This is a genomic window from Vibrio sp. THAF190c, assembly GCF_009363355.1.
Lineage (GTDB): Bacteria > Pseudomonadota > Gammaproteobacteria > Enterobacterales > Vibrionaceae > Vibrio > Vibrio fortis_A.
In genome coordinates, this window is sequence record NZ_CP045338.1 from 944,621 (window position 1) to 958,528 (window position 13,908).

Annotated in this window: 11 protein-coding genes; 9 read left to right on the top strand and 2 right to left on the bottom strand. The window is 45.9% G+C overall.

What is annotated here, in order from left to right; all coding sequences use genetic code 11:
* Positions 1 to 220: 220 nt before the first annotated feature.
* Positions 221 to 2,998 carry an insulinase family protein gene (locus FIV04_RS04330; protein WP_152468349.1) on the bottom strand — a complete coding sequence of 926 codons (2,778 nt, stop codon included), beginning with the start codon at positions 2,996 to 2,998 and terminating at the stop codon, positions 221 to 223.
* Between the two features lie 303 nt (positions 2,999 to 3,301).
* Between FIV04_RS04330 and sixA the strand changes: the two genes are divergently transcribed.
* Positions 3,302 to 3,766, top strand: a complete 465-nt coding sequence (sixA, locus tag FIV04_RS04335; protein WP_150895475.1) for a phosphohistidine phosphatase SixA — start codon at positions 3,302 to 3,304, stop codon at positions 3,764 to 3,766.
* A gap of 137 nt (positions 3,767 to 3,903) precedes the next feature.
* Here sixA and smrB read toward each other — a convergent pair whose 3' ends face one another.
* Positions 3,904 to 4,434 carry an endonuclease SmrB gene (gene smrB / locus FIV04_RS04340; RefSeq protein WP_032549621.1) on the bottom strand — a complete coding sequence of 177 codons (531 nt, stop codon included), beginning with the start codon at positions 4,432 to 4,434 and terminating at the stop codon, positions 3,904 to 3,906.
* A gap of 62 nt (positions 4,435 to 4,496) precedes the next feature.
* Here smrB and prmB point away from each other — a divergent pair, with 62 nt between their 5' ends.
* The 8 genes from prmB to FIV04_RS04380 all read left to right on the top strand — a co-directional run bounded on the left by prmB (position 4,497) and on the right by FIV04_RS04380 (position 13,907).
* On the top strand, positions 4,497 to 5,429 hold the full coding sequence (gene prmB, locus FIV04_RS04345) for a 50S ribosomal protein L3 N(5)-glutamine methyltransferase (protein WP_150895473.1): 933 nt from the start codon (positions 4,497 to 4,499) through the stop codon (positions 5,427 to 5,429).
* Between the two features lie 266 nt (positions 5,430 to 5,695).
* The gene (locus FIV04_RS04350; protein WP_032549620.1) at positions 5,696 to 6,337 is read left to right on the top strand and encodes a LysE family translocator; all 642 of its coding nucleotides are present in this window, start codon (positions 5,696 to 5,698) and stop codon (positions 6,335 to 6,337) included.
* A 434-nt stretch (positions 6,338 to 6,771) separates the two neighbouring features.
* Positions 6,772 to 8,238, top strand: a complete 1,467-nt coding sequence (locus FIV04_RS04355; RefSeq protein WP_152468350.1) for a protein adenylyltransferase SelO — start codon at positions 6,772 to 6,774, stop codon at positions 8,236 to 8,238.
* A 149-nt stretch (positions 8,239 to 8,387) separates the two neighbouring features.
* Complete coding sequence (locus tag FIV04_RS04360; RefSeq protein ID WP_150895468.1) at positions 8,388 to 9,116, top strand: response regulator; 729 nt, start codon at positions 8,388 to 8,390, stop codon at positions 9,114 to 9,116.
* A gap of 13 nt (positions 9,117 to 9,129) precedes the next feature.
* Positions 9,130 to 10,575 carry an ATP-binding protein gene (locus FIV04_RS04365; RefSeq protein ID WP_152468351.1) on the top strand — a complete coding sequence of 482 codons (1,446 nt, stop codon included), beginning with the start codon at positions 9,130 to 9,132 and terminating at the stop codon, positions 10,573 to 10,575.
* Between the two features lie 110 nt (positions 10,576 to 10,685).
* On the top strand, positions 10,686 to 11,933 hold the full coding sequence (locus FIV04_RS04370) for an ABC transporter substrate-binding protein (RefSeq protein WP_152468352.1): 1,248 nt from the start codon (positions 10,686 to 10,688) through the stop codon (positions 11,931 to 11,933).
* A gap of 181 nt (positions 11,934 to 12,114) precedes the next feature.
* On the top strand, positions 12,115 to 13,053 hold the full coding sequence (locus FIV04_RS04375) for a carbohydrate ABC transporter permease (RefSeq protein ID WP_152468353.1): 939 nt from the start codon (positions 12,115 to 12,117) through the stop codon (positions 13,051 to 13,053).
* Positions 13,050 to 13,907, top strand: a complete 858-nt coding sequence (locus FIV04_RS04380; RefSeq protein WP_152468354.1) for a carbohydrate ABC transporter permease — start codon at positions 13,050 to 13,052, stop codon at positions 13,905 to 13,907. The genes FIV04_RS04375 and FIV04_RS04380 overlap by 4 nt, the downstream gene beginning before the upstream one ends.
* Position 13,908: the final 1 nt, after the last annotated feature.

Here is a 13,908-nt window from a genome sequence, read left to right on the forward strand (position 1 = left end):
CATCCATTGACGATGCGGGCTTTTTTGTTTGGTGTGCACAGTAAGCAGATTCCCGACTCAATCGTTCCTCCTTCTCGTGAGTGACGGCAAAAGTTCGTGAAAAAATGACGTCATCTCCAAAAGCGACGAAGGAGCGTGGTAGAAGATCTCTTTTAGCGCTAGGCAGATCAAAAAAGGTTGATGCGCTAACATCAACCTTTGAGTCATACAGAGTAATTATTTAACCGAGCTCAGTATCTTTCGGGCGCAGCTGGAACTCTTCAATAGAACCAATCTCGACGCCCATTGAGAGCGATGGTTCTTCTTGATGGGCATTGCCTTGTGCATGCATAACCAAGCGGTTAGCGGTGCGTGGCTTGAGCTGGTTGACCACGAAGCGAATCATGTCGCTACGTGATAGTTCTTTTAGCTCTTCCAACACGCGTTCACGCTGGTTGAAGTCGGTGTCTTTGTTACCAATCGCAACCCAAAGGCGCTGAGCACGACCACGCAACGTTGTGTCAGGTGTCGATATTTGATTCCAAAGCCCACGCTTACTGCTGTGCCATTGATAGTCATTGAGTTCTAACAGCACCATGTAGAACGCATTAAGAAACTCGTCGATGGATGAAATCAGGTCAACAGGGGCGGCATTGGGTGACTGTACATACAGCACGATACCCGGGTGGCGATTGAGCGGCATGTTGCCAGTTCCCACCATATAACCGAGCTGCTGCTTAGTGCGAATCTCGTGGAAGAAGGTTGCCGACATCAAATGGTTAGCCAAAGAGTAGAGTGCGATACTCTGTGGTGAAATGTCAGGACATTGGTAGTAAACCACAATTGCGGAATCATCTTGGTTACACACCACTTCACGCTGGAAGCTACCATTTTCTCCAAGCATAACCAGTGGTCGCAATGACTCTTCGTATGCTTGGTCTTTGACTCTCAAAGCATCTTTCAGTGATTCCGCCATCTGCAAGGCATCGTCTTTACGCCAATCACCGTAAACAAACATCTCGACATGTAGCTCAGCTAAAATTGCTTGGACAAATGAAGAAAGTTCATCAACTTCAATGGTTTCTAGCGCTTCAATTAACACCGAGTAGGGTGGGTTGTTGGGTTGTAGTAACCCCGTCATTGCATTAAATAGCTGCGAGATAGGGCGATCTTGCGACGCATTGCTCCAACTTCTAAGCAGTTGGCTCTTAATCGTGTCAAAGCGAGCAGGGCTGAACTGGCGAGAAGCAAAGCGCTCCAGAATCATATTTAGAAGCTGTGGTTGCTTACGGCTAAAGCCCGAAATCGTCAGTGTCACGCCGCCTTGATGGGTATACATGTTGTATCCCATTCCGGCAATTTCAGCTTGATATGTCTCTTTTTCGAGTGAATCTAAGAACATTTCGACGCACAATCGCGTCTTAACAATGTTCCTAGGACTTGCCACTGAGTGAGGGCTATCGATCGCGACGTACACCACGCCTTTTGGCACTCGAAACTCTGTGTCTTGTAGGTGCCACAATTTAAACCCGTCCAGTTCTTGTAGAAGAGTCGGATGAGTTTTTTTCTCTTCAAGCTCAGCCGGGTCTAGGTCGTAACAGATGAATGGGTTTTTACCCGGTAATTCAAACTCCCACCCAGGGTTAATGCATTGGAAAGATTGCTTTTGCTCTTTAGCGAAAGGTCGCACTGAGTAAGGCGTGAAGTACCATTTCGCTTGGCGATCATACTCAAGTCCTTGAGCAATCAGCGTTGAACGCATGTTATCGACGGTGAAATGCTGGAGTAAAGAGAGCTGCAATGCTTCATCGTAACATTCCATTTTGTAGTCACCGTAGACCACGTCATGCTCTGGATAGTGCTGCATGTTCATCACAAGGTGACTAACGACATCCATTGGACGAGCAGGCTCTTGGAAGCGGAATGCAGACTCGAGAACAGCACGCTTTTCAAGATATCGCCACTCTTGCATGCCTTCTTTTTCAATCAGCTTAATGTATTGAAATACCGCTTGGGTGATCTCATCAACTTTCGTTAAGCCTTCTACAGAGAGAGAGCAGCTCACCGTGAAATCACGGTAATTACTGCCACTGGCTCCACCGCCAGCAGAAAGCGAAGTGATCCAGCCTTTCTCTTTCAACTGCATCATCAGGCTGCCTTCACCTTCATAGCCCAATAAATGTGCAAAGAAGGAGAGAGGCTTAATGCTGTAATGTTCATCCATGCTTGGCATCGGGAAAGTCAGTATCAGTTTGCGAATCTCTTTAATCGGTTCTACAAACACCTGAACGCCAGTGCTTTCTGGACCAACAATCGAAACGTTGACTTTCTTCCCTTGTCGCTGATGATTAACAATGCCGCTGAATCTTTGCTCAACCCAGCTCTGCATTTGGTCGAGAGGTTGATTGCCCGACAAGGTTAGCGTCATTAAATCGGCGGAATATTGTTGCTGGTGGAAGTCCAGGATCTCTTGGCGAATTGTTTGCCCGTTTCTATCGCCGAGCGTTTCAATGTTACCGACAGAAAACTTGGCGAAAGGGTGCTCAGGGTTGACCAACTCTTTGGTTACTTGATAGAGGCGTCGCGAGTCGTCGTTGAGCTTCATTTTGTATTCAGAATCAACTGCTTGGCGTTCTTTGTCTAGCGCTTCTTCATTGAATAACGGAGCCGTGAAAAACTGGCTGAAGCGGTCGAGCGCATTTTCAAACGCATCTAACTCGACATCGAAAAAGAAACAGGTATGTTCTGTGCCAGTCCAAGCATTATTGCTGCCACCATGTTGGCTAATAAAACTCTGGAACTCTCCGACCTTTGGATACTTTTCAGTTCCCAAAAAAAGCATATGCTCTAGGTAATGAGCTAAACCTTCTCGATCACTTGGGTCATCAAAATGCCCGACATTGACCGCTAATGCAGCGGCGGCTTTTTGAGCGTGCTGGTCATGAACAAGCAACACTCTTAAGCCATTATTAAGCGTTAAGTAGCGGTATTGGTGTTCGTCGTTTGGGCTTAGATGCACACGCGTGTCTCCAGAGAAGGTAGTGTTTAAATTATGTACCCGATGTAAATCGGTGCAAACCTTGTAATCCTATTTTGGGATATGAAGAGCTTTTTGTTGCTTTTGAAATCGATTTTATCGATTTTTATCAGTGATTTATTTTCTTTTAATAAGATTGTTAAGAAAGTCGAACTCTTTGGCAAGTGACTTGGTATAATTATTTACAACGAACAAAGTTTCTATAACTTTAGAGTCACCCCTAAGTAGCGTTCAGGCGGTCGATTGATTGCTAAGCTTTTAACGGCTACATAGACAGGATAGAACATGAAAGTATTCATTATGCGTCACGGTGAAGCAGAGCATTTTGCAAACACAGATGCAGAGCGTGCGCTCACAAAGCGTGGTAAGAAGTTATCGCTTGCAGTAGCCCAAGCTGCCGCAGAACAAGGCGTAACTCATTTTGATAAAGTATTGGTTAGCCCATACTTGAGAGCGCAGGAGACTTGGTTAGAGATCTCTGAAGTGTTTTCTGGCAATAAGGTAGAAACGAGCGAAGACATCACCCCTTATGGTGTGTCCGACCAAGTTTTTGATTACACCATTGCGATGGCTGAGGTTGAGAACCTAGAGAGTGTGTTGTTTGTGTCGCACTTGCCATTGGTCGGGTATTTAACGGCAGAGTTTGCCACTGGTATGACGCCACCTATGTTCCCAACGTCGGGATTGGTCTGTATCGATTTTGATTTAGAGACCAAAAAAGGTGAGCTAGCTTGGAATATTAATCCTTAATCGGTTATCTCCAAACTAAGCTATTCGCCAAAAGTCGAATAACGAAAAGGCACATCGTCGGATGTGCCTTTTTCTTTGTAACTGAATGAGTGTAGCTATGCATCCTTGCGGATTAACGCTGATTGCAATTAAAGGTGTTACTTCTCAGGGATAGAGAGCAGAACTAACAGTGCACCGTTACCGCCGAACTCTAATGGAGCTTGATGGAACGCAAGCACATCCGGATGCTGCGCAAGCCACAACGGCACTTTCTCTTTTAGAATGTGCTTGCCAATACCGTGCTGCACAGAAGCACAAGAAACGCCCTCTTTAACACAGTGAGCAATCATGGCGCCTAATTCACGCTTGGCTTCTTGTTGAGTCATGCCGTGCATATCGAGATAGACATCCGGCACATAGACGCCACGACGCAGCCTTTTGACTTCGTACTTAGACACATCATCACGCGCGTAACGAGTTGGGCCATCTTCACTTAGATGAGGGATGAACTCGTCCGAAAAATAAAACTCGCTGTCACTGGCTTGTCTGGCTGTTCGCGTAATTTCTTTTTGTTTGGTATTTCTTTTTGGCTGCTGGATTATGGTATCCTGTTGCAACTTTTTAACGCCCTTTACTGCTTCACTGAACAGGGCGAAATCGTCATCGAGATCGGTGTCTTTTTTGCTCATCAGGTTATAAGTTCTAAATTGAAACGTAATTAGCAGTATTGTAGCGCTTTTCGGAGATGATTTTGGATAAGATTTTTGTAGAAGAAGCGGTATCAGAACTACACACGCTTCAAGATGTGATTCGTTGGACTGTTAGCCGCTTTAATGCAGCGGGCCTATTTTATGGTCACGGCACAGATAATGCGTGGGATGAGGCGGTACAACTTATTTTACCAACCCTTTATCTGCCGATTGACGTTCCTTCGCACGTATTGAACTCTCGTCTAACTAGCAGTGAGCGTCTACGTATCGTTGAGCGCGTTATTAAACGAATCAATGAGCGCACACCTACTGCTTACCTAACCAACAAAGCGTGGTTCTGTGGCCTTGAGTTCTTCGTTGATGAGCGTGTACTAGTGCCGCGTTCTCCAATCGGTGAGCTGATCGAAGCGCAATTCCAGCCGTGGTTGACTGAAGAGCCGACTCGCATCATGGATCTATGTACTGGCAGTGGCTGTATTGCTATCGCTTGTGCACACGCATTCCCTGAAGCTGAAGTGGATGCGATTGATATCTCAACTGACGCGCTGCAAGTGGCTGAGCAGAACGTTCAAGACCACGGTATGGAGCAGCAAGTGTTCCCAATCCGTTCGGATCTGTTCCGCGATCTGCCAAAAGAGAAGTACAACCTGATCGTATCGAATCCACCATACGTGGATGAAGAAGATATGAACAGCCTGCCAGATGAGTTCACTCATGAGCCTGAGCTAGGCCTAGCTGCAGGTACTGACGGCCTGAAGTTGGTTCGTCGCATTCTAGCTAACGCACCAGATTACCTAACAGACGAAGGTATCCTTATCTGTGAAGTGGGCAACTCGATGGTTCACATGATGGAACAGTACCCACACATTCCATTCACTTGGATTGAGTTCGAAAATGGTGGTCACGGCGTATTCATGATCACACGCGCTCAGATGCTTGAGCACGCTGATGAGTTCTCTATCTACAAAGACTAATTAGCAGAACTACGAATCTAAAGCCGCGCTGAACAGTGCGGCTTTTTTGTTTTTGGCGAGTCATGCTTGGTTTATCCCTATCTTTGAATAAAGACTTTGTTATTTGTCTTTAGGGTGGATGATTACACCGTATGGCGAAGGTTTTCGCGAAGGTAAGTCCCGTTCAGCGATAGAGAAAGCAACGTGGTGAAGTTGATCAAGTTGCACATCTGATTCATATTGGATAGCAATTTTTATATATTCTAGTGAGTTACGGAGGATTCACGATGAGTTTTGATATTTGGGTTTATTACTTTCTTGCCGTATTGGTGCTAACAGCATCACCAGGACCAAGTTCTTTGTTGTGTATGACGAAGGCGGTGCAATCAGGTTTTAGGCTTTCAGTTTTTACCGCCCTTGGTAGCTTAACGGCGATTACCTCAATCTTAACCCTGTCTTTTACTGGGCTTGGCGTCATCATCGCTTCATCTGAGGTAGTGTTTAACATCATCAAATGGACGGGTGCTGCCTATCTTATCTATCTAGGTTGGAAGTCACTGCGCTCAAATCAACAGAGTTATCAGCTTGATGAACAAGGAGAGGAAGGCAGTAAGCAAAACAAAGGCACTTACCTACAACATTACCTAAGCGGTTTTATTGTAGGAGCGAGTAACCCTAAAGCTATCTTGTTCTTTACCGCTCTTTTCCCGCAGTTTATTGACCCAACAGCAGCATTGTTTCCTCAGTTTGTCGTATTTGCGACGACCTTCGCTGTGATGGAGCTATCTTGGTTACTTATGTATGCCTATCTTGGAGCTAAATCATCTAACTGGTTGTTTGCGAAGGGCCGAGCCAAGATGTTTAATCGAGTGACTGGTGGTGTATTTATTGGTGCTGGAGCGCTTTTATCGACTACAACGCGTGCTTAAAGCATAAGAAATCTCAATTGTTACGTAAATTTCTTGATGCTGTAATAAAAAGTTAATATTAATGTGCTTGCCGATTTCGGCTGCTTGTCGATATATTGTATATACACGGTATATATAGTTAAGGAGCGCATTCATGCAGCATCAAGAAATGATTCAACACTCTCATTTTGGCGTTATCGGTCGTACTTGGCTTTTCGCATCGGTTTCTCTAGTCGCTATTTTAGCTCTAATCTAATTAGGTTTACGCAACTCGAAAATTGTTATGAATAACTCTTTTTCACGATCTTATCGCTCAATCTTATCTAAACATTAAACGTGGCTTTCTACCTTAGCAATCAAACCGCCAAGACCCAGTAGTTAGCCACTCAACCTTTCCAGAAGTTGTTACCAAACTGTGATAATCTGACATTACTATTTGATCAAAGTGTGTCGTTATGTCTATTTGGGACCATCTCTCTTTTAACAATCGATTCGTCGAACTGCCGCAAACCTTTTACTCTCGTGTTGATCCAACGCCGTTATTGAACTCTCGCTGGCTTGCGTGGAACAACATTTTGGCAACGGAACTTGGTTTTCCTTCTGTGGACGGAACTCAGAGCCTCGATGCAGATCTCTTGAATTCACTGTCCGGTTTAGTCGACAACGAAAACTTTGACCCTATTGCGATGAAGTATGCAGGTCATCAATTTGGCGCTTACAACCCAGATCTTGGCGATGGAAGAGGGTTACTCTTATCTCAAGTTGTCGCTAAAAGTGGTGAAACGTTCGATTTACACCTTAAAGGCGCCGGTAAAACACCCTATTCACGTATGGGGGATGGACGTGCGGTTATCCGCTCGACAGTTCGTGAGTATCTTTGCAGTGAAGCGATGGCTGGTCTGAATATTCCAACCACACGTGCACTCGCCATGATGATCAGTGACACGCCAGTGTACCGTGAAAAGCAGGAGAAAGGTGCGCTGCTATTGCGTGTATCTGAATCTCATATTCGCTTTGGCCATTTTGAATATCTGTTTTACACCAATCAACTTGCAGAGCAAAAGCTATTGGCTGATAAGGTGATTGAGTGGCACTTCCCAGAATGCCTAAGCGAAGAAAAGCCTTACGCGGCGATGTTCAATCAGATCGTTGACCGCACTGCGGAGATGATTGCTTTATGGCAGGCGAATGGTTTTGCCCACGGTGTCATGAATACCGACAACATGTCGATCATTGGCCAGACGTTTGATTACGGCCCGTTCGCATTTATGGATGAGTATAATTCTCGCCTTATTTGTAATCATTCGGACTATCAAGGTCGCTACGCATTCAATCAACAGCCTCGTATTGGTATGTGGAACTTGTCTGCACTAGCGCATGCGCTATCTCCTCTGATTGAGCGAGCTGATTTAGAAGGTGCGCTTGAGATGTACGAACCTCAAATGAATGGCTACTTTAGTCAGCTGATGCGCAGAAAGCTCGGGCTGCTATCAAAACAAGAAGGAGACAGTCGCCTGTTCGAGTCTATGTTCGAGCTGATGTCGCAAAACCGCGTCGATTATCCTCGATTCTTCAGAACGCTATCGGATCTCGATACGCAATCTGAGCAAGAGGTGATTGATCTAGTCATCGACCGCGAAGCAGCCAAACTTTGGGTTGATAGTTACCTTACGCGCTGTGAACTGGAACAGGAAACTACGGAACAGCGCTGTCAAAAGATGCGTGCAATCAATCCGAAATATGTACTGCGTAACTACCTGGCTCAACTGGCAATTGATAAAGCGGAAGAGGGCGATAGCAGTGTGGTTGATGCATTAATGGTAGTGCTCGCCGATCCATATGCCGAACATCCTGACTATGAATATTTGGCTGCCCTGCCTCCTGAGTGGGGCAAGGAGATGGAGATCAGCTGTTCGTCTTAGTGCAGTCCATCACTAGAAATGCAGATAGAGGTTATCTAGTTGTGATCTCTATCTGTTCATTGTTCTAATTTTACAGACATATCAATAATCAAAAACTCGACCTGCCTATAGACTATGTGAATAAGTTGTAAATTTTATAGGTTTGGGCGATGCCAACAAATACTCGAATTCTCGTGGTGGATGATGATCAAGAAATCCGCGAGTTGCTGGAAGAGTACCTCTCAAAATCGGGCTTCGATGTCTCTTCGGTTGGAGACGGGGCTGAACTAGACATTCACCTTCAGAGTCAAGGTTACCCTGATCTGATTCTTCTTGATGTAATGCTGCCTGGGGATGATGGTTTCACCTTGTGTCAGCGCGTTCGTAAAAATTCCAATGTGCCTATCATAATGCTTACTGCGGTGTCGGATGAAACCGACCAGATCATTGGCTTAGAAATTGGTGCAGATGACTACATTGCCAAACCATTTAGTCCGCGCCAATTAATGGCTCGCATAAAAGCTTTGTTACGCCGTGTTCAAGTGGTTGATGACAAGCCAAGTGATGCATTGCCTAAACAGATCATCTTTGGTGATTGGACGCTCGATACTCTTGCACACCGAATCTCACACAACGAAAGCGCTGAAGAGATGGATTTGTCGGGCAGTGATTTTTCACTGTTAATGCTGTTCCTAACGCGCCCCAATGAAGTGCTAGACCGAGACACCATCTCTTTTGCGACCAGAGGACGTGAAGCGCTGCCTTTCGAGCGCGGCATTGATGTGCAGTTAAGTCGTTTGCGAAGCCGACTAGGTGATAGCGCTAAATACCCACACTACATCAAAACCATGCGTGGTAACGGCTATATATTGGCTGTACCTGTGCATTATGAGCACTGATTAAGAAGTCCGTATGAAGTGGTTGAAAAGTTTAAAGCCAAACTCCTTGGTTGCTCGAACCTTGCTTTTGACCTTATTAGCCGTCGTCATCGCACAAGGCATTGCAACCTCTATTTGGTATAGCGAATCCAAACAGAAAGAGTTAGAAGGTATTCGATCTGCCTCATCGAGCATGGCTAACATGTTTGCTTCAACAGTGACCTTTTTTCAGTCTTTGCCAGTCAAATACCGCCACATTGTGTTAGACCAAATCCGTAACATGGGCGGGACGCGATTCTTCGTCTCTTTCAATAAAGAGGCATTGATTGTTGAACCAATCCCCGATACTCGTTTAAAAACTGCATCGATAGAAGCGATAGAGAGTGTCTTGAGTAGTAAGCTCAATAAGGTGGAGTCGGTGCGCGTCGATTTCTCTAGCCCAGAGCATCTTCGCTTGCTTAAAAATGACATCTACTTGAGCGATCTCCCGCGATCGTGGGCCCATCATACCTTAACCTTAGAGCCGCTTAATCCTCCGATTCTGGTTGTTCAGATTGAGTTAGCCAGCCATGAGTGGGTGTATATTGCAGCACTGTTGCCAGCTCCCTACGTCAAACTGGATGACACTATTCTTGGTCGTGAGCAGGTGATCTTCCTGCTCTCATCAACGTTGATTCTACTGGTGTTGACTTACCTAATGATTCGCCGCCAAGTGCGCCCGCTTAAAAAGCTCGCAAGGGCAGCTAACGAGATGAGCATGGATATTCAGCAGCCGCCACTTAACGAGGAGGGGGCGACTGAATTGGTCACGGCAACCCGGGCGTTTAATCGCATGCAGCAGCGTATTCGTCGTTATGTGGCCGATAGAGAACATCTCTTCTCTGCTATCTCTCATGATTTAAAGACACCGATTACTCGGCTTAGGCTAAGAGCTGAGCTGTTGGAAAGCGAAGTTAAGAAAGGGAAGTTCAACAAGGATCTGGATGAGCTAGAGATGATGGTTAAAGGTGCTCTACAAGCAGTAAGAGATACAGATCTTCACGAAAACAACGCCATTATCGACCTTAATGACATGGTTGCTTCGGTTATTGAATCGCATAACCAGCATCAAACCTTAGTAGAGTTTGAGCCCATTGTGGTTGAGCCGTTAGTCGCTAAGCCGTTAGCGATTAAACGTGTTTTGACTAACCTTATCGACAATGCGGTGAAATACGGAACATCCGCTAAGGTCGATATCAATAGCGACTCTGTGTGGGTAATCGTGACGATTCAGGACTGCGGCAAAGGAATCCCAGAAGACAAACTTGAGTTGGTATTTGAACCCTACTTTAGGCTTGCTACCGACGATCAAGGACACGGTTTAGGGCTTGGGATCTGCCGCAATATCCTGCACGGACATGGCGGAGATCTCATTATTCGCAACTCCCCTCAAGGCGGCTTAGAAGCCAAAGTCTATATCCCACGCGGCCTAGAAGTGTAATGTAACAATTGTGTTACATTGGGCTTACCTTTTGTTTCAATCTTATAAATCAGAATAAGTAGACTCTTTATTGAACCGGGCGTCGAGTCCGCTAAACATGGAAGATTATAATGAAAATCAATAAAACCCTACTTACTCTATCTCTTCTTGCTGCCTCAACATTTTCTCAAGCTGGTGAAGTGGAAGTGCTTCACTGGTGGACTGCTGGTGGTGAAGCTAAATCCGCTGCAGTACTTAAAGAGATGATTGAAGAACAAGGTCATACTTGGAAAGATTTCGCTGTTGCTGGTGGTGGCGGTGAAAGTGCGATGACCGTTTTAAAAACACGAGCAGTATCTGGCAATCCACCATCTGCCGCGCAGATCAAAGGTCATGATATCCAAGAGTGGGGTGGTTTAGGTTTTCTAACGTCTCTCGATGCAACCGCGAAACAAGAAAAGTGGGATGACTTACTTCCTGCTGTTGTTACCAAAGTAATGAAATGGGACGACGAGTACGTAGCCGTTCCTGTGAACGTTCACCGTGTTAACTGGCTTTGGGCAAACCCAGAAGTACTCGAAAAATCAGGTGTGACGGTTCCAACTACCTTAGATGAGTTCTTTGTCGCAGCAGATAAGATCAAAGCTGCAGGTTTCATCCCTCTAGCGCACGGCGGTCAACCTTGGCAAGACGCGACAGTCTTCGAGGCCGTAGCACTTGATGTACTTGGCAGTGAAGATTACAACAAAGCGTTCGTTGATCTAGATATGGACGTACTATCTGGCGATAAAATGGTGGAAGTGTTCACCAAGTTTAAAAAGATGCGTGACTACATCGACAGTAACTCTCCAGGTCGTGACTGGAACGTAGCAACTTCGATGGTTATCAATGGTGAAGCGGCAATGCAAATCATGGGTGACTGGGCGAAGGGTGAGTTTACCGCGGCAGGTAAAGTGCCTGGCAAAGACTACATCTGTGCGCCAGCTCCGGGCACTGACGGCCAATTTACCTTCAATATCGATAGCTTTGCTTTCTTCGAGCTAGGCGATAAAGAGAATCAAAAAGCGCAACAAGATCTGGCGAAAACCATTCTTACTAAAGACTTCCAAGAGGTCTTCAACCTAAACAAAGGTTCTATCCCAGTGCGTCTTGATATGGATATGTCTAAGTTCGACCAATGTGCGTTGGACTCAATGGCAACCTTCAAAGCGAGTGCGGAATCTGGTGACCTTGTACCGAGTATGGCTCACGGCCTATCTACAACAAGCTATGCCCAAGGCGCTATCTATGACGTTGTGACTAACTTCTTCAACGAAAAAGATGCCGATCCTAAAGAGGCAGCAACTAAGTTAGCGAAAGCAGTAAAAGCGGCTATCTAACCTAGTCTGATAAGCAACATGAACAGAACACGAGTTACTGAGTATGTTGCTTATCCCTAACCCCCAGGGTGGGTAGGTTCGTAGGGAGCCTATCCGCTCTTCACCTCAATTCTGATATGCGTGATGCTGATGTGGTGCCGAGAGGTAAGCCATTGGCTCAATTGTGCAACAAGGAAAAGTTATGGAGCATGTTTTGACTGAGTCGACTCCAAAACCGACAAGGAGCCAGCCTGCACCAAAGCCCAGTTTTGCTGACAGGTTACAGCATTGGTTACCTAAGATTGTGCTGGCACCGACCGCGTTGGTCACCGTGGTATGTATCTACGGCTATATATTCTGGACGGCAGCGCTGTCGTTTACTAACTCTCGATTTCTACCTAGCTTCAATTTTGTTGGCTTCGCTCAATATGAAAAGCTGATGGAGAACGATCGCTGGATCACCTCAATCACTAACCTCGGTGTGTTTGGGATCCTATTCATGGTGATTGCCATCGTATTGGGTGCTGGTTTAGCTATTCTGCTTGACCAGAACATCCGACAAGAAGGTGCAATTCGTACCATCTATCTCTATCCAATGGCGCTGTCATTCATCGTGACGGGTACGGCGTGGAAATGGATTCTGAATCCAGGTCTAGGTATTGAAAAGCTGATGCAAGATTGGGGCTTTACCGACTTTAAATTCGATTGGTTGGTCGACTCTGAAATGGCGGTTTATACCTTAGTGATTGCCGCGCTTTGGCAGTCGTCAGGCTTTGTGATGGCGATGTTCTTAGCTGGCCTGCGTGGTATCGATTCTTCGATCATTAAAGCGGCGCAAATTGACGGTGCGAGCTTACCCACAATTTATCTCAAAATCATTTTACCTTGCTTGCGACCTGTGGTTTTCAGCGCAGTGATCATTACTTCACACATTGCGATTAAGAGTTTCGACCTTGTGACAGCAATGACGGCAGGTGGCCCGGGTTATTCATCGGATCTTCCAGCGCTATTCATGTATGCACACTCATTTACACGCGGACAAATCGGCCTTGGTGCTGCCAGTGCCATGATGATGCTAGCCGGTATTCTAGCGATTCTTGTGCCTTATCTTTACTCTGAGCTTAGGGAGAAAAAGTCATGATGAACAACATCAACTTTGCTCGAATGTTTATCTATTCGGCGCTGCTTTTCTTCTGCTTGGTTTACCTAATGCCGCTGTTCGTAATGGTACTGACCTCATTCAAAACCTTGCCAGACATCAAGGCAGGTAACTTGATGAGTGTACCCAAAGAGTGGGTGTTCGATGCTTGGTATAAAGCGTGGGACAGCGCTTGTACTGGCGTGAAGTGTGAAGGGGTAAAAGGCTATTTCTGGAACTCGTTCCAAATGGTGATTCCTGCGGTGGCTATCTCAACCCTACTCGGCGCATTCAATGGCTACGTGGTCACTAAGTGGCAGTTCCGTGGTTCAAACCTGTTCTTTAGTTTGCTGTTGTTCGGCTGCTTCATTCCATTCCAAGTGGTGCTGTTACCTATGGCGACCGTACTGGGCAAGATGGGTTTAGCAAACACCACCGTGGGTTTGGTCATTGTGCACGTTATCTACGGTATGGCGTTTACGACTCTGTTTTTCCGTAACTTCTACATCTCGATTCCTGATGAGTTGATCAAAGCGGCAAAACTGGATGGTGCGGGCTTCTTTACCATCTTCTTTAAGATCTTATTACCGATCTCAACACCGATCATCATGGTGACCGTGATCTGGCAGTTTACCGCTATCTGGAACGATTTCTTATTCGGGGTGGTGTATTCAGGCTCAGAGACACAGCCTATCACCGTAGCACTAAACAACTTAGTCAACACCAGTACGGGCGTTAAAGAGTACAACGTCGATATGGCTGCAGCGATCATCGCCGCACTGCCAACATTGTTGGTTTATGTCTTCGCAGGAAAATACTTTGTTCGTGGCCTAACGGCAGGATCAGTAAAAGGATAAT